General features: G+C 70.8%; 26 protein-coding genes. 12 read left to right on the top strand and 14 right to left on the bottom strand.

What is annotated here, in order from left to right:
• Positions 1-6 precede the first annotated feature (6 nt).
• Complete coding sequence (locus tag IU476_RS26890; RefSeq protein WP_195104631.1) at positions 7-939, bottom strand: inositol monophosphatase family protein; 933 nt, start codon at positions 937-939, stop codon at positions 7-9.
• Between the two features lie 146 nt (positions 940-1085).
• Between IU476_RS26890 and ppgK the strand changes: the two genes are divergently transcribed.
• From ppgK to IU476_RS26870, 4 genes are all read left to right on the top strand, one after another.
• Complete coding sequence (gene ppgK / locus IU476_RS26885; protein ID WP_195104629.1) at positions 1086-1844, top strand: polyphosphate--glucose phosphotransferase; 759 nt, start codon at positions 1086-1088, stop codon at positions 1842-1844.
• Between the two features lie 184 nt (positions 1845-2028).
• Positions 2029-3408, top strand: a complete 1380-nt coding sequence (locus IU476_RS26880; protein WP_195104627.1) for an RNA polymerase sigma factor — start codon at positions 2029-2031, stop codon at positions 3406-3408.
• 317 nt (positions 3409-3725) lie between these two features.
• Positions 3726-5315 (top strand): Na+/H+ antiporter, encoded by a 1590-nt coding sequence (locus IU476_RS26875; protein ID WP_195104624.1) that lies wholly within the window; start codon positions 3726-3728, stop codon positions 5313-5315.
• A gap of 245 nt (positions 5316-5560) precedes the next feature.
• On the top strand, positions 5561-6388 hold the full coding sequence (locus tag IU476_RS26870; protein ID WP_195104622.1) for an MHYT domain-containing protein: 828 nt from the start codon (positions 5561-5563) through the stop codon (positions 6386-6388).
• Here IU476_RS26870 and eutC read toward each other — a convergent pair.
• Positions 6316-7173: an ethanolamine ammonia-lyase subunit EutC gene (gene eutC, locus IU476_RS26865; protein ID WP_195104619.1), complete on the bottom strand. Its 858-nt coding sequence runs from the start codon at positions 7171-7173 to the stop codon at positions 6316-6318. The genes IU476_RS26870 and eutC overlap by 73 nt on opposite strands.
• Positions 7170-8579 carry an ethanolamine ammonia-lyase subunit EutB gene (locus IU476_RS26860; protein ID WP_195104616.1) on the bottom strand — a complete coding sequence of 470 codons (1410 nt, stop codon included), beginning with the start codon at positions 8577-8579 and terminating at the stop codon, positions 7170-7172. Before IU476_RS26860 ends, eutC begins: the two co-directional genes overlap by 4 nt.
• Before the next feature lie 194 nt (positions 8580-8773).
• Between IU476_RS26860 and IU476_RS26855 the strand changes: the two genes are divergently transcribed.
• Positions 8774-9547, top strand: a complete 774-nt coding sequence (locus tag IU476_RS26855) for a rhomboid-like protein (protein WP_195104614.1) — start codon at positions 8774-8776, stop codon at positions 9545-9547.
• A gap of 67 nt (positions 9548-9614) precedes the next feature.
• Here IU476_RS26855 and IU476_RS26850 read toward each other — a convergent pair whose 3' ends face one another.
• The 3 genes from IU476_RS26850 to IU476_RS26840 are packed head-to-tail and all read right to left on the bottom strand — an operon-like array spanning position 9615 to position 11705.
• Positions 9615-10799 (bottom strand): cation:proton antiporter, encoded by a 1185-nt coding sequence (locus IU476_RS26850; RefSeq protein WP_195104612.1) that lies wholly within the window; start codon positions 10797-10799, stop codon positions 9615-9617.
• A 4-nt stretch (positions 10800-10803) separates the two neighbouring features.
• Entirely contained in the window at positions 10804-11286 is a 483-nt protein-coding gene (locus IU476_RS26845; RefSeq protein ID WP_195104609.1) for a cation:proton antiporter regulatory subunit, read from the bottom strand.
• A gap of 35 nt (positions 11287-11321) precedes the next feature.
• Positions 11322-11705, bottom strand: a complete 384-nt coding sequence (locus IU476_RS26840; protein ID WP_195104607.1) for a DUF952 domain-containing protein — start codon at positions 11703-11705, stop codon at positions 11322-11324.
• 373 nt (positions 11706-12078) lie between these two features.
• Here IU476_RS26840 and IU476_RS36340 point away from each other — a divergent pair, with 373 nt between their 5' ends.
• The gene (locus tag IU476_RS36340) at positions 12079-12273 is read left to right on the top strand and encodes a DUF7455 domain-containing protein (RefSeq protein ID WP_024805954.1); all 195 of its coding nucleotides are present in this window, start codon (positions 12079-12081) and stop codon (positions 12271-12273) included.
• Positions 12274-12364: 91 nt separating this feature from the next.
• Here IU476_RS36340 and IU476_RS26835 read toward each other — a convergent pair whose 3' ends face one another.
• On the bottom strand, positions 12365-13078 hold the full coding sequence (locus IU476_RS26835) for a TetR/AcrR family transcriptional regulator (RefSeq protein WP_195104808.1): 714 nt from the start codon (positions 13076-13078) through the stop codon (positions 12365-12367).
• A gap of 156 nt (positions 13079-13234) precedes the next feature.
• Between IU476_RS26835 and IU476_RS26830 the strand changes: the two genes are divergently transcribed.
• On the top strand, positions 13235-14980 hold the full coding sequence (locus IU476_RS26830; protein ID WP_195104605.1) for a DEAD/DEAH box helicase: 1746 nt from the start codon (positions 13235-13237) through the stop codon (positions 14978-14980).
• Between the two features lies 1 nt (position 14981).
• The gene (locus IU476_RS26825; RefSeq protein ID WP_195104601.1) at positions 14982-15563 is read left to right on the top strand and encodes an SWIM zinc finger family protein; all 582 of its coding nucleotides are present in this window, start codon (positions 14982-14984) and stop codon (positions 15561-15563) included.
• A 19-nt stretch (positions 15564-15582) separates the two neighbouring features.
• Here IU476_RS26825 and IU476_RS26820 read toward each other — a convergent pair whose 3' ends face one another.
• Entirely contained in the window at positions 15583-16152 is a 570-nt protein-coding gene (locus IU476_RS26820) for a class I SAM-dependent methyltransferase (protein WP_195104598.1), read from the bottom strand.
• A gap of 55 nt (positions 16153-16207) precedes the next feature.
• Between IU476_RS26820 and IU476_RS26815 the strand changes: the two genes are divergently transcribed.
• A complete protein-coding gene (locus IU476_RS26815; RefSeq protein ID WP_324194336.1) occupies positions 16208-17020 on the top strand; it encodes a helix-turn-helix domain-containing protein in 813 nt (270 codons plus the stop codon).
• A gap of 47 nt (positions 17021-17067) precedes the next feature.
• On the opposite strand, the gene IU476_RS26810 is transcribed toward IU476_RS26815, so the two are convergent.
• The gene (locus IU476_RS26810) at positions 17068-17808 is read right to left on the bottom strand and encodes an SDR family NAD(P)-dependent oxidoreductase (RefSeq protein WP_195104596.1); all 741 of its coding nucleotides are present in this window, start codon (positions 17806-17808) and stop codon (positions 17068-17070) included.
• 104 nt (positions 17809-17912) lie between these two features.
• Here IU476_RS26810 and IU476_RS26805 point away from each other — a divergent pair, with 104 nt between their 5' ends.
• Positions 17913-18521, top strand: coding sequence for a TetR/AcrR family transcriptional regulator (locus tag IU476_RS26805; RefSeq protein ID WP_195104595.1), 609 nt, complete (start codon positions 17913-17915; stop codon positions 18519-18521).
• Between the two features lie 113 nt (positions 18522-18634).
• Here IU476_RS26805 and IU476_RS26800 read toward each other — a convergent pair whose 3' ends face one another.
• Positions 18635-20347, bottom strand: a complete 1713-nt coding sequence (locus tag IU476_RS26800; protein ID WP_324194335.1) for a DEAD/DEAH box helicase — start codon at positions 20345-20347, stop codon at positions 18635-18637.
• Between the two features lie 313 nt (positions 20348-20660).
• On the opposite strand from IU476_RS26800, the gene IU476_RS26795 reads away from it, so the two are divergent.
• Together IU476_RS26795 and IU476_RS26790 are read left to right on the top strand one after the other, a co-directional pair.
• Positions 20661-21719, top strand: coding sequence for a YihY/virulence factor BrkB family protein (locus IU476_RS26795; protein ID WP_195104590.1), 1059 nt, complete (start codon positions 20661-20663; stop codon positions 21717-21719).
• Positions 21720-22414: 695 nt separating this feature from the next.
• Entirely contained in the window at positions 22415-23122 is a 708-nt protein-coding gene (locus IU476_RS26790) for an ANTAR domain-containing protein (RefSeq protein WP_438944075.1), read from the top strand.
• Between the two features lie 8 nt (positions 23123-23130).
• Here IU476_RS26790 and IU476_RS26785 read toward each other — a convergent pair whose 3' ends face one another.
• From IU476_RS26785 to IU476_RS26770, 4 genes are all read right to left on the bottom strand, one after another.
• The gene (locus IU476_RS26785; RefSeq protein WP_195104586.1) at positions 23131-23493 is read right to left on the bottom strand and encodes a hypothetical protein; all 363 of its coding nucleotides are present in this window, start codon (positions 23491-23493) and stop codon (positions 23131-23133) included.
• 121 nt (positions 23494-23614) lie between these two features.
• The gene (locus IU476_RS26780) at positions 23615-24025 is read right to left on the bottom strand and encodes a helix-turn-helix domain-containing protein (RefSeq protein ID WP_195104584.1); all 411 of its coding nucleotides are present in this window, start codon (positions 24023-24025) and stop codon (positions 23615-23617) included.
• Between the two features lie 186 nt (positions 24026-24211).
• Complete coding sequence (locus tag IU476_RS26775) at positions 24212-24676, bottom strand: CinA family protein (protein WP_195104582.1); 465 nt, start codon at positions 24674-24676, stop codon at positions 24212-24214.
• 24 nt (positions 24677-24700) lie between these two features.
• Positions 24701-25324, bottom strand: coding sequence for a flavodoxin family protein (locus IU476_RS26770; protein ID WP_195104580.1), 624 nt, complete (start codon positions 25322-25324; stop codon positions 24701-24703).
• Between the last annotated feature and the right edge of the window lie 73 nt (positions 25325-25397).

Below are 25397 nucleotides of genomic sequence, written 5' to 3'. Positions count from 1 at the left end.
CGCGGCCTAGTTCTCCGGGATCGCCTCCGACACGCCGAGCCGATCGAACAATTCGAGCAATTCGTCGGCGATCCCGGGCGCGGCGGCGACCACCAGCTCCCCGGTCTTGCTGACCGTTCCGGCCGGCGGCAGCACCAACCGGGCGCCGGCCTCCGCGGCGATCAGCGCGCCCGCGGCCCAGTCCCAGGTGTTGAGCCCGTGCTCGTAGTGGGCGTCGGCGCGGCCTGCGGCGACCATGCACAGGTCCAGCGCGGCCGAGCCGATCCGGCGGATGTCGCGCACGTGCGGCAGCAGCCCGGCGATCAGCTCGCCCTGCCGGGCGCGGCGCGCGGCCCCGTAGCCGAAGCCGGTGGCCAGCAACGTCATTCGGACCGAGTCGACCTCGGTGCAGCGCAACGTGACCGCGGTGCCGTCCGGCTCGGTGCGGGTGGCCCCGGCGCCCAGCCCGGCGCTGTAGGTCTGCCCGGCGGCGACGTCGACGACCGCACCGGCGAGCGAGCGCCCGTCGCGCATGGCGGCCACCGAGACGGCGTACGCCGGGATGCCGTACATGAAGTTCACGGTGCCGTCGATCGGGTCGACCACCCACACGATCTCCGCGGCGCCGCCCAGGGTGCCGCCGCCCTCCTCGCCGAGCACCCGCTCGCCGGGACGCAGGTCGGCGAGCAGCCGGCGGATCACCTCCTCGGTCTCGGTGTCGACCACCGTTACCGGGTCGGTGGGTGAGCTCTTGGCCCGCACCGCCCCCTGGGCGTCCTCCCCGGCGCCGAACACCTGCGGGCGGCGGGCCCGCACGTGGGCGGCGGCGGTCTGCGCGAGATGCACTGCGACACGGCGCAATTCGGCGATCTCGGCGGCGTCGGCCGGGTCCGGCTCGGCGGTCCCGGGGTCGATGGCGGCGGCGGTCACTGACGGATTCGTATCGCGCACGACATCCATCGCAGCACAGATCCCGCACCCCGCGCATTAGGCTTGTCGGGCACGACACAGATCCGGTGGTCGCGCAACCCGTCACACAATGCCGTGTATCGTGCCGCGCGCACTGCGATCAGGGCCGGCACCACAGGGAAACGAGGAGACTGTCAATGTCCGCTCGGGGGCAAGCTTTCGGTATCGACATCGGGGGGAGCGGCGTGAAGGGCGCCGTGGTGGATCTCGCCACCGGTGAACTCGCGCACGAACGCATCAAGATCGCCACGCCGCAGCCGTCCACGCCGAACGCCGTCGCCGAAACGGTGGCGAAACTGGTCGCCCAGGCCGATTGGGACGGCCCGGTCGGCCTCACCCTGCCCAGCGTGGTGGTCAACGGCATCGCCCGCACGGCGGCCAATATCGACAAGGCGTGGATCGATACCGACGCCCGCAAATTGTTCTCCCTCGCCCTCGGCGGCCGCGAGGTGGTGGTGCTCAACGACGCCGACGCCGCGGGGATGGCGGAGGACCGCTACGGCGCGGCGCGCCACACCGAGGGGCTGGTGATGCTGCTGACCTTCGGCACCGGCATCGGCTCGGCGCTGCTCTACCACGGCACGCTGGTGCCCAATACCGAGTTCGGGCACATCCTGGTCGACGGCAAGGAAGCCGAGCACCGCGCCGCTTCATCGGTGAAGGAACGAAAGAAGCTGTCCTACAAGGAGTGGTCGGCACAGGTGACCAAGGTGCTGGTCACCCTGGAGAATCTGCTCTGGCCGGACGTCTTCGTCGCCGGCGGCGGCATCAGCCGCGACGCGGAGCACTGGATCCCGTTGCTGGGCAACCGGACTCCCGTGGTGGCGGCGCATCTGCGCAACACGGCCGGGATCGTGGGCGCCGCGATGGCCGTCGACGCCGGTATCGCGCCATGATCTACCCGGCAACCAGCGAGGCTGCGGCATCGCACTCCGTCCGGATCGTTACAATGGAACGCATGACCGGCGGTGAGCCGGAAACCGACCCCGGCCGGAGAGCCGGGTTTAACCCCGACAGAACCGCTCCGCCGGATGATGACTCTGGCGTGACGCCGCACGAGACCGTCACGAAAGGGCGTACGTGGTAGCCACGAATACCCGAGAGACCGCCGAATCGGCCGAAGCCGCCGACTCCCTCGAAAGTACCGCAGCACGGCCGGTCAAGAAGGCTGCCGCGAAGAAGGCCCCCGCCAAGAAGGCCGTCGCCAAGAAGGCGCCCGCCAAGAAGGCCGGGGCCAAGGCGGCCAAGAAGGCGCCGGCCAAGAAAGCGGCGGCGAAGAAGGGCGCTCCGGGCGCCGAGAACGAGACCGACGAGACCCTCGACGACGAGTCGATCGAACTCGACGATCTCGACAACCTGGAAGTCTCCGAGGACGACCTGGCCGACGAGGGCGAGGAGATCGCCGAGGACGAGGTCGCCGCCGAAGAGGAGGCCGAGGCCGAGGAGCCCTCGGAGAAGGACAAGGCCTCCGGCGACTTCGTCTGGGACGAGGAGGAGTCCGAGGCGCTGCGGCAGGCCCGCAAGGACGCCGAGCTCACCGCCTCCGCCGACTCGGTGCGCGCCTACCTCAAGCAGATCGGCAAGGTCGCGCTGCTCAACGCCGAGGAGGAGGTGGAACTCGCCAAGCGCATCGAGGCCGGGCTCTACGCCACCGAGAAGCTGCGCGAGTTCGCCGACAAGGGCGAGAAGCTGCCCGTGCAGTCCCGCCGCGACCTGCAGTGGATCATGCGCGACGGCAACCGCGCCAAGAACCACCTGCTGGAGGCCAACCTCCGCCTGGTGGTGTCGCTGGCCAAGCGCTACACCGGCCGCGGCATGGCGTTCCTGGACCTGATCCAGGAGGGCAACCTGGGCCTGATCCGCGCGGTCGAGAAGTTCGATTACACCAAGGGCTACAAGTTCTCCACGTACGCCACCTGGTGGATCCGGCAGGCCATCACCCGCGCCATGGCCGACCAGGCCCGCACCATCCGCATCCCGGTGCACATGGTCGAGGTCATCAACAAGCTGGGCCGCATCCAGCGCGAGTTGCTGCAGGACCTGGGCCGCGAGCCCACGCCCGAGGAACTCGCCAAGGAAATGGACATCACGCCGGAGAAGGTCCTCGAGATCCAGCAGTACGCGCGTGAGCCCATCTCGCTGGACCAGACCATCGGCGACGAGGGCGACTCGCAGCTGGGCGATTTCATCGAGGATTCCGAGGCGGTCGTCGCGGTCGACGCGGTGAGCTTCACGCTGCTGCAGGACCAGTTGCAGTCGGTGCTGGAGACGCTGTCCGAGCGCGAGGCCGGCGTGGTCCGGCTGCGCTTCGGCCTCACCGACGGCCAGCCCCGCACCCTCGACGAGATCGGCCAGGTCTACGGGGTCACCCGCGAGCGCATCCGCCAGATCGAGTCGAAGACCATGAGCAAGCTGCGCCACCCCAGCCGCTCCCAGGTCCTGCGGGACTACCTCGACTGACGGGTAGCACAACCGATACGCGAAACGCCGCCGGAACCTCCGGCGGCGTTTCGCGTTGAGCGGCAATACTACTCGAGGTCGAGCGGCAAACAACCCGCCAAGCCACCAACCAGCACGAACCCCCGAACCAGCACAACACCCGCATCCCAGCACGACACCCGCATCATCGCAAACCCCTCCTCAAAGGTTCACCCCCAAGGCCGGGGCCCGCCCCGGGCCTGGACTGACGGAGCGGGGGAGCGAAGCGGAGGAGCGGAGGAGGGAAGGCCCGGGGCTCGAGGGCCCCGGCCCGCCGGAGCGAAGCGGAGGCCAAAATTATGGACCAACTGGTACTCGTCTTCGTCCTGGCCTTCGCCACCATCCTCGCCCAGCCCCTCGGCCGCCGCACCGGCCTCGCCCCCGCCGTCCTCATGACGCTGTTCGGCCTGGCCCTGGCGGTCCTCCCCTTCGTCCCGAACCTCGACATCAACCCCGAGCTGATCCTCCCGCTGGTCCTGTCTCCCCTGCTCTACGCTTCCGCCCGCCGAACTTCCTGGCAGCAGTTCGCCGCGAACGCCGGTCCGATCCTGCTGCGTGCGGTCGGGCTGGTCATCGCCACGGCCGTCGCGGTGGCGGCGGTCTTCCACGCCTGGTACCCGGCCGTGCCGCTGGCCACGGCGGTGGCGCTCGGCGCGGTGGTCGCCCCGCCGGATCCGGTGGCGGCGAGCGCGGTGGCCGATCGTCTGGGGCTGCCGCGCCGCCTGGTCGCGGTGCTGGAGGGCGAGGGGCTGTTCAACGACGTGACCGCGGTGGTGCTCTACAACGTCGCGGTGCAGGCGGTGGTCACCGGCCGGTTCTCGGCCTGGCACACCGTGTTCGACTTTCTGCTGTCGGCGGTGGTCGCGGTCGCGGTGGGTCTCGCGCTGGGCTGGGCCGGCAGCCGGTTGATGCGCAAACTCGGCGAGGCCGCCTGGCAGGTCGCGCTCGGGCTGCTGCTGCCGTTCGGCGCCTACGGCCTGGCCGAGGCGTGGCACGGGTCGGCGGTGCTGGCCGTGCTGGTGTGCGCGCTGTATCTGACCGACGCCGCCGCCGATTTCAGCGACAGCGCCTACCGCATCGTCGGGGATTCGTTCTGGGACGTGATCGATCTGCTGGTCACCGGCGTCGCGTTCGGCTTGATCGGCCTGGAGCTGACCACGGTTCTCGCCGCGACCGGCCCGGATTGGCAGCGGCTGCTCGGCGGCGCGGCGGCGGTGATCGCCGTGGTGGTGCTGCTGCGGCTGGTCTGGCTGCTGGTCACCACCGAGTTGTTCCAGCGCTGGTGGCGACGCCGCGACACCGACGAGCCGCACACCTGGCGGGAGTCGGTGGTCACCTGGTGGGCGGGCATGCGCGGCGTGGTGACCGTCGCGCTGGCGGTGGCGCTGCCCTTGGGCACCGACGCGGGGGCGGCGTTCCCGGGGCGCGCCGAGGTGCTGTTCATCGCGTTCGCCGTCGTGCTGTTCACGCTGCTGGTGCAGGGGCCGACGCTGCCGGCGGTGGTGCGGGCGACGCACGTGCAGGCCGACACCGAGCAGGAGCGAATACTGGAGCGCCGCTTGTGGACTCGCATCCTGCGCGCCGAGCTGGCCCGGCTGGAGGAGATCGCCGACAGCGAGGATCTGCCCGACGAGATCTATCAGCGGATGCGCGAGGGATTCGAGCGCCGCCTGGTCCGCGCGGATCCGGAGGCGGCCGAGGCCGCGGACGACAGCAAGGCGGTGGACCGCAGCCTGCGTTTCACCGGCAAGATGCGGGCCATCAGCAACGAGGTGCTCGAGGCCGGACGCACCGAGGCGCTGGCGGCGCGGCGCGAGCCCGGCATTCCGCCCGATCTGGTCGATCGGATGATGCATCGGCTCGATCTGCGGCCCATGCCGCCGATGTAGGCGGGTTCGCGCAGAGCGTGCGGTCGGTTTGCTCGGCCATCATGGAGTGTCAAGGGGCCTGAACACGGCTTCTGCGACGGGCCTCGGTGTCCCGGCACGCCCGCTACCTGCGCGCATCCGGCCCAGCAAACTCAGCTAATTTCCCTGATTATTCTGCTGCAAATTTACTACCAGCGAGTACGTGGCTAGTGTCCGGCGTGTCGCCGTGCAGCAGTCGGCGCGAAGCGTTCTGGCAAGGAGTGCGCATGCTGGAAATCAACCACTTCACCTACGGATGGCTCACGCCTGCGCTGGCGTATCTCATGTCGGTCGTCGGGTCGTTGCTGGCATTGCGCTGCATGGTCCGCGCCCGCGGCAGCGGCCGGCCGGACGGCTGGATCGCCACGGCGGCCGTCGCACTGGGCGGCACCGGGATCTGGGTCATGCATTTCATCGCGATGCTGGGCTTCTCGGTCTCCGACGCGACGATCCGCTACAACATTCCGATCACCTTGATCAGCGCGGCGCTGGCGATGGCGGTCGTGTGGGTAGGGCTGTCGATCGTGGTGCGGCGGCGGGGCGACGGCTCGGCGCTGCTGATCGGCGGCACCGTTACCGGGCTCGGCGTCGGCGCCATGCACTACGCGGGCATGTACGCGATGAAGACGGACGCGGCGGTCCACTACGACCCGTGGATCGTGGTGCTGTCGCTGGTCATCGCGGTCGTCGCGGCGACCGCGGCGCTGTGGTTCGCGCTGCACGTGCGCGGGCTGGCCGCCACCGGCGGCGCGGCGCTGATCATGGGCCTGGCGGTGTGCGGCATGCACTACACCGGCATGTTCGCCATGCACGCCCGGATGGGGGCGCATCTGCACGCGCCGGGCGGTGCGCAGGCGCACCAGCTGCTCACCCCGCTGATCGTCGGCGTCAGCATGGTCACCCTGCTGCTGTTGCTGCAGGTGGGCATCACCGATGTCGACGAGCCGGATCTCACCCGCATCCGCGGCCAGCACGCCAGCCGCTACTGGCCCAGTCGCACAACGCCTTCCGATGTTCCGCCGACCGAATTCGACGCCGCCCGCCGACGTGGATGACGGGGGCTCCCCGGACTGCCGGGGTCCACCGCGGCGCGGTCGGAGGTGTCCTTGAGTTCCACCCCCGAGCGGCCCAGCCGCCGCGCGCCCGCCACCAGATCGGCGGTCACCCGCGCGGCCGCCGCGTAGCCCAGGCCCTCCGGCGGATGGATGTTGGAGACGCAATTGCGTTGGGAGTCGGCGCATCCCGGCCGGGGACGGTGGGTGAGGTAGATCCCGAGACTGTCGGACACCGAGAGGCCCGGCCGCTCGCCGATGAGCACCAGCACGGTCTCGACGCCGAGCGCCTGCCCGATGTGGTCGCCGAGCGCGACGCGCGCCTGGGTCGCCACGACCGGTGGCGCGAACCGATACTCCTGTGCCAGCGCGTCTTTCAGCGCCGCGAGCACGGCGGCTCCGTGGGCGTGCACGGCGCGTGGCGACAGCCCGTCCGCCAGTACGACCGCGATATCCGCTCCGGCGGGCGAAAGCGCCTGCGCGAGATCGGTTTCGGGCAGCCTGCCCAGATCCGGCCGACGCAGATACTCCGAGCGGTCCGCCGCGCGACTGCGGACATGTACCGGAGTCCCGAGCCCGAGTTCGGCGACCTCCGCCGTCAGCGCCGCCACATCGAGCGCGGCGTGCACGGCATCCCGCGCTTGCGCGTGTGCCGCGGCCAATTCCAGCACTCGCCGCGTCGGTAGACCGTCCCCCGCGCGCCCCAGGCCGATCCGCGCCTGGGTGGTCTTCCGAAGCTCGTCCCAGAACTCTTGATTCGCCACGGATTCCACCTTCCGCACAGTCATGACGACCCCGCGAGGGCGCGCAGGGGCGAGGACAGCGGTGGCACTTCCCGGATGCGGCCGTGTGCGTCGCGCAGGCCGATCCGGTCGAGCCAGGCGGCGAATTCGGGAGCGGGCTGGAGCCCCAGCACCTTTCGGGCGTAGAGGGCGTCGTGGAAGCTGAGGCTCTGGTAGCCGAGCATGACGTCGTCCGCGCCGGGGACGGCGATGACGAAAGCCGCACCGGCCGCGCCCAGGAGGGTCAGGAGGGTGTCCATGTCGTCGGAGTCGGCCTCGGCGTGGTTGGTGTAGCACACGTCGACTCCCATGGGCAGGCCCAGCAGTTTGCCGCAGAAGTGGTCCTCGAGCCCGGCGCGCACGATCTGCTTGCCGTCGTAGAGGTATTCCGGGCCGATGAAGCCCACCACCGTGTTCACCAGTAACGGATCCAGTTCTCGCGCAACGGCGTACGCGCGCGCCTCCAGCGTCTGCTGGTCCACCGGCTTGCCGTCGACGCCGAGGTGCGCGCCCGCGCTCAGCGCCGAACCCTGACCGGTCTCGAAGTACATGACGTTGTCGCCGACCGTGCCGCGGCGCAGCGACCGGCCCGCCTCGTTCGCCTCGCGCAGCAGCGAAAGACCTACGCCGAAACCGGAATTGGCGCCCTCGGTCCCCGCGATCGACTGGAACACCAGGTCCACCGGCGCGCCCGCCGCGATCAGGTCGAGCGTGGTCGTCACGTGGGCGAGCACGCAGGACTGCGTCGGAATGTCGTAGCGCAGGCGCACGTCGTCGAGCAGGCGCAGGAGATCGGCTGTGGCCCTGGGGGAATCGGAGGCCGGGTTGATCCCGATGACCGCGTCCCCGCAGCCCAGCAGCAACCCGTCCAGGACCGCCGCGGCGATGCCGCGCGGATCGTCGGTGGGGTGATTGGGCTGCAACCGGGTCGCGAGGGTGCCGGGGCGACCGATCGTGGTCCGGAATGCGGAGGTCACCCGGACCGCGCGGGCCACCGCGATCAGGTCCTGATTGCGCATGAGCTTGGCGACCGCGGCCACCATCTCCGGCGTCAGGCCCGGGGCCAGAGCCGTCAGCTCCGCCGCGTCGTCGCGAGCCGCCGCCGCCAGCAACCGATCTCGCAGATCGCCCACGGTCAGGTGCGCTACCGGCGCGAACGCCGCCCGGTCGTGGGTGTCGATGATCAGCCGGGTCACCTCGTCGGTCTCGTACGGCACCACCGGCTCGGTCAGGAACACCGGCAGCGGCACGTCGGCCAGCGCCCACTGCGCCGCGGCCCGCTCGGCGTCGGAATGGGCGGCGCACCCGGCCAATTCGTCGCCGCTGCGCCGCGGCGTCGCCTTGGCCAGCAAATCCACCAGGCCGTCGAAGGTGTAGGTGGTGCCGCCCAGCTGTCGGCGGTAGATCGTCACGCCGTCCTCCTCCGCCGCTCGGGAACTGTCTCCGTGCCGATTCTGGCCGGAGGATGTTGCCGTTCGGTTGGCAATTGTTGCCGGGCGATGTCCCCGGCGTCTCCCGATCGGCCGGGCGAGTCGTCGGCGTGTGCGTCGCCACTTCGTGGCGCGTCGCCGGGCGGGGCGCGCGGGCACCGGGGACACTTGATCACGTGGCCGCCACCGTCCTGAACCACTACCGCTCCCCGTGGATCCGGCCCCTGGATGCCGAGGCCGTCGTGCGGGCCGTGCGGCAGTGGTGGCACGGTCCCGAGCGGGTGTACCGCGCCGCGCGGGCGGTGCACCGCTTCCTCGGCGGCGCACCGGCGAGTTGCGCCTACGCGTTCACGCTGTTCGTCACCTGGTGGACGCTGCGCGGCATCAGCGACATCGCCGGGCACCGCCTGATCCTGTCCGCGTCGACCAATCTGCACAACATGCGCCACGACCCGGTGCAGGTGCTGGTGGCCTCGGCGTTCTGGACCGAGGGCGGCTTCCCGTGGACGATCGTGCTGGGTTTCCTCACGGTGATGGCCTTCGCCGAGCGCTGGCTGGGCACGGTGCGCTGGGTGCTGGTGTTCGCCGCCGGGCACGTCGGCGCGACCCTGATCACGGTCACCGGCATCGCCTACGCCGTCGACCACCGGATGATCCCGCTCAAGGTGGCGGTGACCTCGGATGTCGGTGCGTCCTACGGGTTCTGCGCCGTCCTGGCGGCCCTCGCCTACCACCTGCCCGGCGTGGCGCGGCCGGTGTGGGCGGCGGGCCTGGTGGGCTGGTTCGCGCTACTGGCCTGGCGCGGACGGACTTTCACCGACTACGGCCACCTGACCGCGGTCCTCATCGGTCTCCTGGTGGGCGCGGGAGCACTCCTGCTCTCACGACGACTGGAGAAACGAGCCGGCCGCCGACACGAATCCCCCGCCGGCCCAGCCGATTCGGCCTGATACCTCCGCAACGGCGTCCGGGCACGAGCCCGGGCCGAGTTCAGGGAACCCGGCGGAGCAGGCGGGATCAACCGGACGCGGGCGCGGTCCGGAATGCGCGCTGTGCCCATCGCACCGCGGGCTCGACCACCCGGGCGGCCACCGGCCCCAGCACCGCCATCAGGAAGACGTAGGCCGAGGCCAGCGCGGCGAGTTCGCCGTCCACCGCGCCCACGGTCACCGCGAGTCCCGCGATGACGATGGAGAATTCACCGCGCGCGACCAGCGCGGCACCGGCGCGCGCCCGGCCCATCCGCCGGACGCCCAGCCGGGCCGAGGCCAGCCAGCCGGTGGCCACCTTGGTCAGCACGGTCACCACGGCCAGCAGCACCGCCCAGCCCAGCACCGGCGGGATGGCGCGCGGGTCGGTGTTGAGCCCGAACGCCACGAAGAAGATCGCCGCGAACAGATCGCGCAGCGGCTCCAGCAGTTTGGCCGCGTTCTGCGCGGTCGATCCGGAGATGGCGATGCCCAGCAGGAACGCGCCCACCGCCGCCGACACGTTCAGCGCCGATGCCAGCCCGGCCACCAGCAGCGCCGCGCCGAACAGCTTGAGCAGGAAGACTTCCTTGTCCTCGGAGTCCACGATCGCCGACACGTACCGCCCGTAGCGCAGCGCCACCACCAGCACGCAGGTGATCGCCAGCAGCGCGATCGCCAGCGACCGCAACCCCGCCAGATAACCCACACCCGCCAGCAGCGTGGTGAGCAGTGGCAGATACACCGCCATCGTCAGATCCTCGAAGACCAGGATCGACAGCACGACCGGCGTCTCCCGGTTGCCGAGCCGCCCGAGGTCGTTGAGCACCTTGGCCGCGATCCCCGAGGAGGAGATGTAGGTGACCCCGCCCATCGTGACGGCCCCGACCACGCCCCAGCCCAGCAGCAGCGCCACCACCACGCCGGGCGTCGCGTTGGCCACGATGTCGAACAGGCCCGCGAGCCAGGACCGCCGCAGCCCGGTCACCAGTTCCGCGGCGGTGTACTCGAGGCCGAGCAGCAACAGCAGCAGCACCACGCCGATCTCACCGGCGATGTGACCGAACTCGGCGGCCGACTCCAGCCGGATCACCCCACCGTCGCCGAACGCCAAGCCGCCCAGCAGATACAGCGGGATCGGCGACATCCCGAAGCGGCCGGCCACCCGCCCGAGCACGCCGAGCACGAACAGGATCGAACCGAGCTGGGTCAGCGCGAGCGCGGTGGAGCCCACCGGCTCACCCGTCGGTCAGGATCGCCAGGGCCGCGTCCAGACCGTCCGGCGTGCCGACGACGACCAGCACGTCACCGGCGGAGAGCACGAAATCCGGCCCCGGCGACGGGTGCACCTGCCCGGCCCGCATCGCCGCGACGATCGAGGCCTTGGTGCGGGTGCGCATCCGCGTCTCCCCCAGCATCCGGCCCTGATACGGCGACCGCTCCGCGATCGGCAGCTGCCGCGTGATGATCCCCGGCATGTCGCGATGGTCGGCGTTGAGCTTCTCCACCAGCTGCGGCGCGCCGAGCAGGTTGGCCAGCGCCGCGGCCTCGTCGGTGGTGAGCGGCACCTGCGCGGCGCAGGCGTCGGGGTCGTCCGGTTTGGAGACGATGAGATCGAGACCGCCGTCCCGGTGTGCGACGACGCCGACCCGGCGGCCCGATCGCACCTCGAAATCCTTGCGTACCCCGATGCCGGGCAGGGCTGTCACGTCGACGTTCACGGTCCCAGCCTAAATGGACGCTCGGTCGCGAACGGTCAGGCGGGCGCCTCCGGCGGTGCGAAGACGCCGTCCGGGCCCGGCCGGTAGTCCGTGACCGCGACCACGGCGGTCAGCGGCAGCGGACCGTACAGGTGCGGGAAGACCATCGAGGCCGGATCGGAGGGCACGCCGGGCTCCCAGCGCACCGGCGCGTCGAGGCGGCCGGGATCGAGCCACAGCAACACCAGATCCTGCCGCCCGGCGAACAGCCGTTGGGCGGGCAGATGCACTTGCCGCGGCGTCGACAGGTGCACGAACCCGACCTCCGCCAGCGAGGGCGGACGGCGCTCCCCCGTCGCCCGGTCGGCCTCCCACTCGGCCCGGCCGCACAGGTGAACCAGGGTGCCTGCCTTGGCATTTCGGGCATCTTCGACGTCCATCGCTCGACCATAGCCGCTGACCAGGCCCGCGGCACGCCCTCGAAAACCCCCGGTGGCCTCGAAGTTTGCCATGAGTGGAGTGTGATTGTCGGTGCCCCGGGGTAGTCTCCGGATAGACAACTGGATCGGCCTGTTCACGGAAGTGGGTACCTATGCTCCGCCCGCGCCGCCCGGTGTTCGCTTTCAGCGAAACGCCTGGTCGTGTTAGGGAAAACACAAAGGAACATCTCCGGGAACAAAGCCCCCGTCCCGAACGTCTGACAAAGTAGTCATAGCCCCTGCTGGGAAGTAGCGGTAGCGAGCTCGCGGAAGGGACCGCGGGCCCCACACCAGGTGAACGGTCTTCTGCGCCGGGAGCCAGGACGGAGGAGTCATGCCAGGAACACTGACTAGCACCCCACTGACCGCGGTCGATCGTTGCGACCGCTGCGGGGCGGCCGCGCGAGTTCGCGCGATCCTTCCCGGTGGTGGCGAGTTGCTCTTCTGCCAACATCACGCCAATGAGCACATGGACCGTCTCCGTGAACTCGAAGCCGTGATCGACACAGAGTCGGCACCGGCGCTGTAATCAGCTCCTTCAGTCCGATCGACAACTGAACCCTTCAACAGAACACTCGGAAACGGGCGGCCACGCGGCCGCCCGTTTCGCGTGCGCGGGCTCAGTGTGCCGACCCGGCCTCGATGCCGGTGATCAGGCGGTCCAGGCCGTATTCGAACGCGCCCTCCGGGTCCCCGGGCGCCTGATACAGCTCGCCCACGGCCGCTCCCACCCGCGCCGACAGCGGGAACTCGGCCGCGGGCATGACCTGGGTCAGCAAGGGGCCGTGCACTTCCCACCACCGGGCGTCGCTCATCTCGCGGGCGCTGCGGCGCGCGGCCACCGCCATGCGGGCGTTGCCGGTGGCGAATTCCGAGAGCACCGCGATCACGCGGTCCATCTCCAGGTCGGACAGCCCGGCGCCGTCGAGGGCGGCCAGCTGGCGCTCGTAGCGGCGCAGCCGGCCCGGGCCCAGCACCAGACGCCACGGCGGCACCTCCAGCAGCCAGGGGTGCGCGATCAGCTCGGCGCGCACGCGTTCGGCGATCGCGGCCATGCGGGCGCGCAGCGGCAGGCTCGCCTCGATCGGCGCGTCCTCGGTGGCGACCGCGTCGACCATCAGGATGATCAGGGCTTCCTTGCTGGGCACGTAGGTGTACAGGCTCATCGGGCCCAGGCCGAGTTCGGCGGCGACCGCGCGGATGGACACCTTGTCGTAGCCGTCGCGGTCGGCGATCTCGATCCCGGCCCGGACCACCTCGTCGACACTCACGGCCTGCTTGGGCCCGCGTGCTCCCGGCCGCGGCGGCAGGGCCTGTCGCCACAGCAGGCTCATCAGCTGTTTCGCCTGGTGGGCGGCCGAATCGTCGGTCACGACGCTCCTCGCGGAATATCGGTACTCTGTACGAAGTTACAATACCTCGTACAGAGTACGCAGATCAGGAGGGTCCCCCTGCCCACCACGCATGCCACCTATCTTCCGGACCGACACATGTTCGCGCTGTGGACTCGGCACGGTTCGGCCCCCGAGATCGACGCCGACGCCGAATCCATTCCCCTCGCCGTGCCCACGCCGGACGGCACGAGCCTGACCGTGACCGCGGTCGACTGCGTCCTCGCCGAGCCGGAACGCTTCGCGGCGCTGCCGATCGCCGAGCCGAGCGAATCGGTCACCGCCTGGCGCGCCGTGCTCGGCGGCGAGCAGGAGACGGTCGACCTGCCACCCGCCGGACACGCGGTGCCCAATGCCGCGAGGACCGCCGTCGTGTCGGCCGAGCGTGCGGTGCGGGCCTGCCTCGACACGCGGGCCGTCGGTGCGACGCTGCGGACGACGCTGAAAGCCGAACTGCGGCCGTACCAGGCGCGCGGGATCGCGTGGCTGCGCGAGACCACCGAGGTCCACGGCGGCGCGGTGCTCGCCGACGAGATGGGCCTCGGCAAGACCGTGCAGGCGATCGGTTACCTGCTCGGCCGGGCCGACTCGGGTCCGCAACTGGTGGTGTGCCCGACGTCGCTGGTCGGCAACTGGGCCCTGGAGATCGAGCGGTTCGCGCCGAGCCTGCGGCCCGTCGTGTGGCGCGGCGGCGAACTCGGTGCCCTCGAGGCCGACACGATCGTGGTGACCGGGTATCCCACGCTGCGGGTACACGGCCGAGCCCTCGCCGAAAAGCACTGGGAGACAGTGATCTTCGACGAGGCGCAGGTGGTGAAGAATCCACGTACCCAGGTGTCGCGAGCCGCGCGCGCCGTGCCCGCAGGCGCGCGGGTCGCCCTGACCGGCACGCCGGTGGAGAACCACCTCGACGAACTGTGGGCGCTGCTCAATCTGGTGGTGCCGCGGGCCTTCACGCACAAGGCGCAGTTCCGGCGGCGGTTCGTGCGGCCCATCCACGAGGGCTCCGCAACGGCCGCGGTCCGGCTGCGCGACACCCTCGAGCCGATCGTGCTGGCGCGCAAGAAAGTTCAGGTGGCCGCCGCGCTGCCGCCGAAGATCCACTGCGATCTGGTGTGCGATCTCACCGACGAGCAGCAGCGGTTGTACGACCGGCTGCTGGAGGAGGCGGCGGCCGAGGGCTTCGGCAGCGGCGCGCAGCGGCAGACCCGGGTCCTCGCGGCATTGACGGCGTTGAAGCAGGTGTGCAACCACCCCGGGCTGGTGACCGGCGAACTGGACGAGTTGGCCGGGCGCTCCGGCAAGTTCGACGTCTGCGCGGACCTGCTCGCCAACAATCTCGACACCGGTTCCCCCACACTGGTTTTCACCCAGTACCGCCGCACCGGGGAACTGCTGGTCCGGCACTGCGCCGAACGGTTCGGGGTGACCGCGCCGTTCTTCCACGGCGGCCTCGGCGCCGACGCCCGCGCGGAGATCGTGCGCCGTTTCCAAGCTCCGGACGGGCCGCCGGTGCTGGTGCTGAGCCTGCGCGCGGCCGGGACGGGGTTGACGCTGACCCGCGCGGCCGACGTCGTGCACTACGACCGGTGGTGGAATCCGGCGGTGGAGGCGCAGGCCTCCGACCGGGCGCACCGGATCGGGCAGACCCGGCCGGTCACCGTCACCACGCTGACCACCGGGACCACCGTCGAGGAGCACATCGCGGGCATGCACGGCCGCAAGTCCGCGCTGGCCGACCTCACCGACGCCGGACCGGGCGGCACCGCGACCGGCGTCGCCGCGCTGGCCCGCCTCGACGACGAGCACCTGCTGGAGATCCTGCGCCGGAAGCGAGGGAATTGAGTTGCCCGACAGCGATTTCGGCTACACCGCGTGGGGCCGGGACTGGGTGCGGCTGGCCGAGCCGCTGACCGTCACCCGGCCCGAACCACTGCTCCCCCGCGCCCGCAGGATCGCCCGCAACGACAGCGTGCGGCTGGAGATCGAGGGTCGCACGGTGCGCGCGGCCATCCACCGCGGCGCGCAGGCCTCGGTGACCCACCTCGAACTCGCGCCCCTGCCCGCCGCCGTGCGCACGGCGATCGCCGCGCACCTGCCCCCGGACGCGGGCGAACTCGCCGACACGGTACACGCGGACCTGCGCGCCGCCGGCATCCCCGTCGCGCCGCGCATTCTCAACTCCGACTGCTCCTGCTCGGCCCGCAATCCCCGCTGCCTGCACCTGCTCGCCACCTGCTACGCCCTCGCCCTCCGCATAGACGAGAACCCTTGGCTGGCACTGGATCTCCAGGGCTACCGCGAGTCCTCCCCCACCTCGACCGATCCCGACACCCCACCCCCACGCTGGACCCCACTCGACACCCTCGACCCCGCAACATTTTTCAGCCCGACCGGCAATCCGATACCGCTGACGAACACCCGTTAGCCCACCGGGCGCACCGGGCTCAGGATGGGCGGCGGGCTCGGAAGCGGAAACTTGTTGTGCCGGTTTCCACTTCAATGTCGGTGAAGCCGATGCGGGCGAGGCGGTCGGTGACGGTGTCGGGCGGGACGGGGACGCAGGTGTCGCCGAGGTGGATGAGGCGGAAGCCGAAGCTGTCGAGGCCGTCGCTGCCCGCGAAGACGCCGCCCGGGCGGAGCACCCGGAACGCCTCGGCGAACAAGGCGTCCTGGCGGGGCGGCGACGGCACGTGGTGCAGCATGGTGAAGCACACGACCGAGCTGAACTCGCGGTCGGGCAGCGGCATCGCGGTGCCGTCGCCGTCGAGGACGGTCAGGCGCCCGGACTTGCGGGCGCGCAGGCGTTCCGCGAGCGCCGGGTCTATCTCCAGCCCGGTGAGCGCCGGCGTCCGCCGCCGCAAGGCTTCGACGTTCGCGCCGTAGCCGGGCCCGATCTCCAGGGCGGAGTCGCCCAATTCCACCCCGGACAGCGCCCACGGCACGATGCGGGTGGCGCTGGTGCGCTCCCAGGCGGCGGAACGGCAGAGCAGGCGATGCAGCAGATTCATTCCCATGCCCGTGACGGTAGGAGTCCCCGCCGCTGACCACGAGACGCTACGCTGCCAGATTGTGTCGCAGAACGGACACCTGCCCGAATTCGCCGCGCCCGCCGGTCCCACCGCGATGGTGTTCGGCGTGGGAGCGCTCCCGGCCGGGCACTGGTTCGACCCGCACCGGCACCCGCAGCACCAGATCGCCTGGGCCGCACGAGGAGTGCTGACCGTCGAGACCGGCGGCGGCCAGTGGGTGCTGCCGCCGACCCGGGCCCTGTGGATTCCCGGCGGGACCCCGCACCGCACCGGCACCTCCGAGGGCGCGGCGATGCGCGGCATCTTCCTCGAACCGGACCGCTGCCCGGTGCGTTTCGCCGCACCCACCCTGCTGCGCGTCGACCGCCTGCTGCACGACCTGTTCGACTACCTCACCGGAGACCACGAAAATCCCCGCGCCACAGCGGCTTTGCTGCCGAGCACGGACCGGCTCCAGGAGGAGCGGCGGCGGCGCGCCGAGGCCGTGGTGTTCGATCTGCTCGAACCGGTCGAGGTGACCCCGGTGGGCGCGCCGCTGCCCGCCGACCCGCGGGCCCGCGTCGTCGCCGACGCGCTGCTGCGCGACCCGGCCGACCCCCGCACCCTCGCGCAGTTCGCCCCGGCCGCCGCCGCGAGCCCGCGCACGCTGGCCCGGCTGTTCCTCGCCGAGACCGGAATCACCTTCGGGCAGTGGCGAACTCAGGTCCGGCTCGCGGCCTCGCTGCCGCTGCTGGCGAGCGGGCTGCCGCTGGCGCGGCTGGCCGAGCGCGTCGGCTACGCCTCGGCCAGCGCCTATGTCGCCGCGTTCCGGCGCGCGGTCGGTGTCTCGCCGGGACGGTATTTCGCGGGCTGACGACGGCTCGCCGCAGTGGCCGGACGCCTCGCCCGCGGCGGCCGCACTCAGGCGTTGGTGCCGCTGTCGACGGTCACGACCGCGCCGTTGACCGCCCGGCCCGCTGGACTCGCCAGGAAGGCCACCATGGCGGCGACGTCGTCGGGCCCGGCGAACCGGCCCAGCGGATTGAACTGCAACTGCTGACCGGCATGGTCGCCGCCGGCCGGGTTCATGTCGGTGTCGGTGGACCCCGGCTGCACCAGATTCACCGTGATGCCGCGCGGACCGAGTTCGCGCGCAAGGGCTTTGGTGAATCCGTTGAGCGCGGACTTGCTCAGGTTGTAGAGCGCCAGACCGCCGAACAGCGCGCGCTCGGACAGATTCGACCCGATGCTCACGATCCGGCCGCCCTCCCCCATGTGCGACACGGCGGCCTGGGCCGCCACGAACGCCGCCCGGGCGTGGATGTGCAGCGCGCGGTCGATCTCGTCGAGGGTGAACTCCTCGAAGGGCTTGGCCGGGAAGATGCCGGCGTTGTTGACGAGGATGTCGAGCCGGCCGAGTTCCGCGGCGGCGCGGTGCACGGCCGCGACGGTCTCGCCCGCGTCGGCGCTGTCGGCCCGCACGGCCAGCCCGCGCCGGCCCAGCGCCTCGATCTCGGCCACCACCTTCGCCGCGTTGTCCGCTCCCGCGCGGTAGGTCAGCGCGACGTCGGCGCCCGCCTCGGCCAGCCGCCGCGCGATCGCGGCGCCGATGCCCCGGCTGCCTCCGGTCACGAGTGCCACGGTGCCGGTCAGGTCGTTCATGCTGCTCCTCAATTCTGTGTCGATCAGTACATAAATGAGCCAAGCAGATCCCGCGGCGCGGCGTCAAGGGGTATATTTAACGATCGACACAGAAAGGAGCTGCCGTGGCGGAACGTGGCCGACCCCGCGGCTTCGACCGCGAGCAGGCGCTGCGGCGCGCGATGGAGGTGTTCTGGGAGCACGGGTACGAAGGCGCCTCGATGAGCGATCTCACCGGTGCCATGGGCATCAACTCCCCCAGCCTCTACGCCGCGTTCGGCAGCAAGGAGCAGCTGTTCCGGGATGCGGTCGGGCTCTACGGCAGCACCGAGGGCGGGTACACCGCGCGGGCGTTGCGCACGCAGCCCACCGCCCGCGCCGCCGTCGAGGCCATGCTGCGCGACAATGCCCGCGCCTACGTCGAGGGCACCACGCCGCGCGGGTGCATGGTGGTGCTGGCCGGGTCCACCTACACCACCCGCAACACCGCCGTGCGCGACTTCCTCACCGAAAAGCGCAGGGACACAGTGCGAGACATCCGCCGCCGCCTCGACCGCGGCATCGCCGACGGCGACCTCCCCGCCGCCACCGACACCGCCGAACTGGCCGACTTCTACGCCACCGTCCTGTTCGGCCTGTCGGTCCAGGCCCGCGACGGCGCAGACTTGGACCAGCTCCAGCGCGCTATCGACCGCGCCTTGGCCGCCTGGCCGGACGCGGTCCCCGCAAGCTGAGCAGGCCCGCCCAAGGTTCCCCGTCATTCCGGCGTGCTTCTGGCCGGAATCCACGCGAGCAGGCATGGATCCCGGCCGAAAGCGGCCGGGATGTCTGACCGCCGGGTGCCGGGTTACATGCGGCGGAGGGCGGCGATGCGTTCGGAGAGTTGGTCCGCGGTGGCGAGAGCTGTTGGGGGGCCGCCGCATTCGCGGCGGAGTTCGCCGTGGATGACGCCGTGCGGTTTGCCGGTGCGGTGGTGGTGCATGGCGACCAGGCTGTTGAGTTCGCGGCGGAGTTCGCCGAGGCGGTCCGCGGTGGCGACGCGCTCGGCCGCGGCGGCGACGCTGGGGCCCGACTCGGCGCCGGCGGCCGCCGCGCTGCGCTCCTCGACCTGGCGGGTCTGCCGGTCGCGCAGCAGCGCGCGCATCTGCTCGGCGTCCAGCAGGCCGGGGATGCCGAGGTAGTCGGCCTCCTCGTCACTGCCGGCGAAGGTGGCGGTGCCGAACGAGTCGCCGTCGTAGATCACCTGGTCCAGCTCGGCGTCGGCCGCCAGCGCGACGAACTTGCGTTCCTCCTCGCCCGCCTCGTCCTTCTGCTTGTTGGCCTCGAGCAGCATCTCGTCCTCGAGGCCGTTCTTCTCGCGGTGCGGCTTGCCGATCACGTGGTCGCGCTGGATCTCCAGCTGCGCCGCCAGGTCCAGCAGCACCGGCACCGAGGGCAGGAAGACGCTCGCGGTCTCCCCGGGGCGGCGGGCGCGCACGAACCGCCCGATCGCCTGCGCGAAATACAGCGGGGTGGAGGCGCTGGTGGCGTACACGCCGACCGCCAGGCGCGGCACGTCCACGCCCTCGGACACCATGCGCACCGCCACCATCCACGGCTCGGTGCTCGCCGCGAACTCGCCGATCCGGTCGGAGGAGGTGGGGTCGTCGGACAGCACCACCGCCGGGCGCGTCCCCGAAATGTGTTCCAGCAGTTCGGCGTAGTCGCGGGCGCGCTCCTGGTCGGTGGCGATCACCAGGCCGCCCGCGTCGGGCATGCCGGTGGCGCGCAGCTGGCGCAGCCGGGTGTCGGCGGCGCCGAGCACCTTCGACATCCAGTCGCCCGCCGGATCCAGCGCGGTGCGCCAGGCGCGCGCGGTCTGCTCGGCGCTCAACGGCTCACCCAGGCGCGCGGAGTACTCCTCGCCCGCGCTGTCGCGCCAGTGCGCGTCGCCGGAGTAGGCGAGGAACACCACCGGCCGCACGACGCCGTCGGCGAGCGCCTCGGAGTAGCCGTAGGCGTAGTCGGCGCGCGAACGCGGGAAACCCGATTCGTCGGGCTCGTAGTTGACGAACGGGATCTGCGAGTCGTCGCTGCGGAACGGGGTACCGGTGAGCGCCAGCCGGCGGGTGGCGTCCCCGAACGCCTCGGCGGCCGCGTCGCCCCAGCTCTTGGCGTCGCCGGCGTGGTGGATCTCGTCGAGGATCACCAGGGTGCGGCGGTTCTCGGTGCGCACGCGGTGCTTGAAGGGATGCGAGGCCACCTGCGCGTAGGTCACCACCACGCCGTGATAGTCGCCCGAGGTGCCGCCGGTGGAGTTGGAGAAGTTCGAGTCCAGCGCGATCCCGGCGCGCGCCGCGGCGGCCGACCACTGATGCTTGAGGTGCTCGGTGGGGGCGACCACCGTCACCTGGTCGACGGTGCGGTCGGCCAAAAGCTCGGAAGCCAGCCGCAGGGCGAACGTGGTCTTACCGGCGCCCGGCGTCGCGACCGCGAGGAAGTCGCGTGGCTTCGTCGTCAGGTATTTGGTGAGAGCCCTGCGCTGCCATGCACGTAACGAACCAGCACCACCCGAAGTCACTCCAGAGAGATTAGCGACCCGCACCGACAGCAAGCCAATCGCGTGAGGCCGCGTCGCGGTCCGTCCCGCCGCCCCGCGCCATCCGGACGGCGCGATTTTCAGTGGCCACCGCCGCCTCCCGCGACGTCGGCGAAAACCCGGCCCGGCCCGCGTTCCGGGCGTGTCGCGGCAGGCGGTCGGGCACCGGGTCCCGGCTCCTCGACGGCGATCCGGCCGACCGCTGTGACCTTGCCCACCACCGCACCCATACCGAGCGACACGTTTTCCGACTGTTTGCCTATTCGGCCCGGCGGTAGGTGATGCTGTAGGCACGATGGACGCGCACGCACCCCCTCCGGACGACCGCGCCGCACCCGGTCCGGGCGCGGGCGTTCGTCGGCGCGCCGCGCGGGCGCTGGTCCGGACCTGGCGGCTGATCGTGCGGGTGGCGGACAAGGCGTGGGACGATTCGATCTTCGCCAAGTCGGCCGCCGCCGCGTTCTGGCAGACGCTGTCGCTGGCCCCGCTGCTGCTGGGGCTGCTCGGCAGTCTGGGCTACGTGGGCGGCTGGTTCGGGCCCGACACCGTGCTGATCGTCGAGGGCAAGATCATCAGCTTCAGCCGTAACCTGTTCAGCGCCACCGTGGTCGACGATCTCATCGCCCCGACCGTCGCCGACGTGCTCGGCCGCGGGCGCGGCGCGGTGGTGTCGGTCGGCTTCGTGCTGTCGCTGTGGGCCGGCTCGTCGGCGATGGCGACCTTCGTCGATTCCATCGTGGCCGCGCACGACCAGCAGGACGCCCGGCACCCGGTCTGGCAGCGGATCTTCGCGCTGCTGCTGTACGTGCTGTTCCTGGTGGCCGCGGTGTTCGTGCTGCCGCTGGTGGCGCTGGGCCCCACCCTGATCGGCCGGGTGCTGCCCGACGGCTGGCGCGAACCCGGGTTGCGGTTGCTGGACAGCTTCTACTACCCGGGCACCGGTCTGCTGCTCATCCTCGGGCTGACCACGCTGTACAAACTCGCGCTGCACCGTTCGCTGCCGTTCCACCGGTTGTTCGGCGGCGCGCTGGTGGCGGGCGTGTTCTTCATGGCCGCCAGCGACGCGCTGCGCCGCTACCTGGCGTGGGTGACCCGCACCGGGATCAGCTACGGCGCGCTCGCGACCCCGATCGCCTTCCTGCTGTTCACCTTCTTCCTCGGTTTCGCGGTGATCCTCGGCGCGGAATTCAATGCCACCGTGCAGGAGTTCTGGCCCGCCCGCGCCACCCGCGCCGAGCAGATCAAGCGCTGGCTGCACCGGCAGGTCCGCGGGAAGCCGGACGAGACCGCGGCGCCCGAGCCGGAACGGGAACCGGGCTCCGATACCGCGCAGCCGCTGCGCACCACCCCGTAACGCGTGCGGAATGCTCGGTCGTTGCCGGCCGCGGCGGGCGGCCGCTATCGCCAGGGACGCAGGATCCGGAACGTCACCGCCAATCCCAGAAATATCAGCACAAATGCAATTGCAGATGTAATCCACGATTGCGTTATCGCGGCTATTCCACCCGTCAGCAACACACAGACCAGCAGGGACAGCGCGACGGACCCTCGCTCGACCCCACGGGCGAGGGCTTTCATCTCAGCCTTGCCTGTCGCGATCACAGAGTGCCCCTATCGCTGAATTTCCCGACCCGGATACAGCACTTTTACTCATGCAACATTCACAACGCAACCTTGAGAATGACGGCACGCCGGAGACGTCGCGATTTCCACGAAAAACCGTTTATTCGCTACCGCCGGGCACAGTTATCCGGGCGTGATTGGCGCCCCGATGCGGCCACCGGCCGCCGGGCGATGCCGCGGCGTCTGCGGAACCGACCGACTGCGCGAGCGCGTCGTGGAGCACGTGCCGCACCGCGCCGCACTCGAGCACCTGACCGGTAAGGCGTCGCGCGCCTCGCAGCCGGAAGGCGGGCGTAGCGTCACCGAGGTGAAACGACCCCTTTCCACCTGGGTCTTCGGCACCGGGTAGCCTCACATGCTGGCAGTCCCGACCCGAAAGTGCTGGTGGAGATGGATTTTCCGGTGCGGTCCGGTAATACTTTGCCCGTGACGGAGCAGACCGGGAGAATCGTCGACGAGTCGGCGGGCGACGATTCGGACACCTATCCTTCGCCGAGGCGGACCGTGGGGAGCTTTCGCTTCTGGTTCGCCGACCAGCGCTGGGAGTGGTCCGACGAGATATTCGCCATGCACGGGTACCGCCCCGGCGAGATCGTGCCGACCACCGAACTGCTGCTCGCCCACAAACATCCCGAGGACCGCGCGCACGTCGAGGAGATCCTGACCAAGGCGGTGCGCTCCGGCGCCTCGTTCTCCAGCCGGCACCGCTTCCTGGACACCGCGGGCCGCGAGCACCAGGCCGTGGTCCTCGCCGACCGCATCATCGACGACGAGGGCGTCGTGGTCGGCACGGCCGGGTACTACCTGGATCTCACCGAGACCTTCGCCGCGCAGCGCCAGGAGGTCCTCGACGAGACGCTGCCGGGGCTCTACGAGTCCCGGGCCGTCATCGAACAGGCCAAGGGCGTACTGATGCGCGTCTACCGGATCAACGCGCACCAGGCGTTCGACGTGTTGCGCTGGCGCTCGCAGGAGACCAACGTGAAGCTGCGCGACCTGTGCGCCCAGCTGATCGCCGAACTCGACACCGTCCTCCCGGCGCCGCCGGCGGTCCGCGCGGACTTCGACCATCTGCTGCTCACCGTGCACACGCGCGTGGGACCCCCGGGCGGGCACCCGGAACGCGAGAACTGAACGCCCGACTAGCGCGTTCCGCGGCGCGGCGGCACCGGATACTCGACCTCACCGGCACCCCGCGGACCCGCCGAGGTCACATCGAGGATCCGGGCCGCCGTCGCGCGCAGCTGATCGCACAGCTGAGCCGCGCGAATCGCACCGATGAAATACTCGACCTGAGCGTCGTCGGCACAGCGGACGTCGCACGCGAACCAGCACTGACCGGCCGGCGCGGGCAGTTCGAGCGCGCAGCGGGCAGCCAGCTCCGACAACGCGGCGGCGGCTTGTGCGGGCGTGCCGGCATTGCCGACCTGCCACCACGAGTCGCCGTAGTTGTCGGGCCGGGAGATCGTCACCTGGTAGGTGAGCAACTGGCTAGCATCCGCCATGCCCCGGAACATACCGGACACTCGGCCAATAGTCACTACTCAGCAAACATTCGCTGTTTATCCGCCCAGCTCAGGCCGCGTTCCGGATTTCGCGGGGATTTCGGTCCCGCGGTCCGGCGGCTCACTCGTGCTCCGTGACGGGCAGGCCCTCGCTGGCGCGCAGCTTGTCGGCCATGGAGGTGAGCAGGTTCAGCGACTCCTCGGACAGGTCGAAGGCGCGGTTCGACAGCCGGCGCAGCCCGTAGCCGCGCAACTGGGCCAGCAGTTCGAGGTCGTGGTCGATCTTGGCGGCGTAGACGTCGTCGGTGAAATAGGCGGGGTCGACCTTGAAGAAACGCGCCAGCGCGGCGACGGTGTCGGCGGAAGGATTGGTGCGGCGGCCCGAACGCAGTTGGGACAGATAGGGTTTGGAGATCGAGTGCCCGGCGGCGGTGAGCGCGTCGGACACCTCGGCGTTGGTGTGCGGTTTGCGCCCCGGCGGATGCACCATCTCGAAGAGCTTGTTCAGACGTTCGGCGAAATCAGCTGTCATATGCCGCCGAACTCCCTTCGCCGCAGGGGCTGTGGTGTCCTTCGCCGGGCGACGTAGAGAAGTGATCACCCGTTCCGGCCGACGCCGGCGCGGGTGATCTTACCAAACAGAATGGTCGCCGTTCGGCGAATCAGGCTGCGGCAGTAGCGGAATCGGGCGAAACGGGCTTCGTTCGCAAGGGGGGCGTCAGTCCCCGCCGACCGCGTCGAGCAGCAGTCGCAGCGCGTAATCGACAGTGGCGTCGACGATCTGCGGTGCGTCACCGTCGAAGTCCCGGTGCACCGACCGCGCGCCCGCCGCGGTGGCGACCGCGAACCACACCGAGCCGACCGGTTCGCCGTCCTGCCGATCCGGGCCGCCGACCCCGGTGACCGCCACCGCCACGTCCGCCACCAGCAGCTCCCGCGCGCCGCGGGCCAGCGCCGACGCGGCCTTCTCGCATACGGGCGAGCAGTCCGGCATGCCCAGCACCCGGCGTTTGACCAGCGTCGAATAGGCGACGACGCCGCCGCGGTACCAGTCCCCCGCGCCCGGCGCGGCGCCCAGCGCGGCCGACAGGCGGCCCGCGGTCAGCGATTCGGCCACCGCCACCGTCGTGCCCGCCTCCCGCGCCGCCGCGGCGATCTTCTCGGCCAGCCGACTCTCGTCCATCGTTCTCTCCTCGGAGCCCTCGGGTCAGCGGTATCCGTCGGCGCGCAGCAGGCGGGCCAGGTGCGCGGCGTTGCGGGCCAGGGTGGCGGTAGTGCTCGCGACCGCGTCCGGGGTGCTGTCCAGATCCTTGTAGTCGGTGCTGCCCATGGCCTGGTCGTTCCAGTACGTGGAGCCCTGGGCGGGGATGGTGAAGCCGATGTCGTCGAGCGCCTGGAACAGGTCGGCCGCGATCTTGTGCGCGCCGTCCTCGTTGCCGACGATCGCCGCGATGCCGACCTTGTCGTACATGGCCGGCCGGCCGGCGTCGTCGGTCTCGGACAGTTCGGCGTCGAGGCGCTCGAGCACGCGCTGCGCGACCGAGGACATGTGCCCGACCCAGGTGGGCGTGGCGATCAGGACGATGTCCGCCGCGGCGACCCGCGCCCGGATCTGCGGCCACTCGTCGCCGTCGCCCTCGTCGGCGGTGATGCCGGGCCGCACGTCGAAGTCGGTGACCCGCAGGGTGGATCCGGACACGCCGTGTTTCTCCAGTTCGGCCAGCACCTGGTCGGCGATGAGGTTGCTGCTGGACTCGGTCGGCGAGGGCTTGAGGGTGCACACCAGGGCGACTGCCGTCAGCCCGTTCCCGCCGGTGTCGTTCGACGTCATCTCGGCCTCCTTCGCTTCGTGATCATGCGTGTCGTCGTCTTCCTGCGCGTACCCGCTGCCTCGATGCCGAACC

The organism is Nocardia blacklockiae, assembly GCF_015477355.1.
Classification (GTDB): Bacteria; Actinomycetota; Actinomycetes; order Mycobacteriales; family Mycobacteriaceae; genus Nocardia; species Nocardia blacklockiae.
Note: the sequence above shows the minus strand (reverse complement) of the source record. Positions and strands in the feature narration are given on the sequence as shown.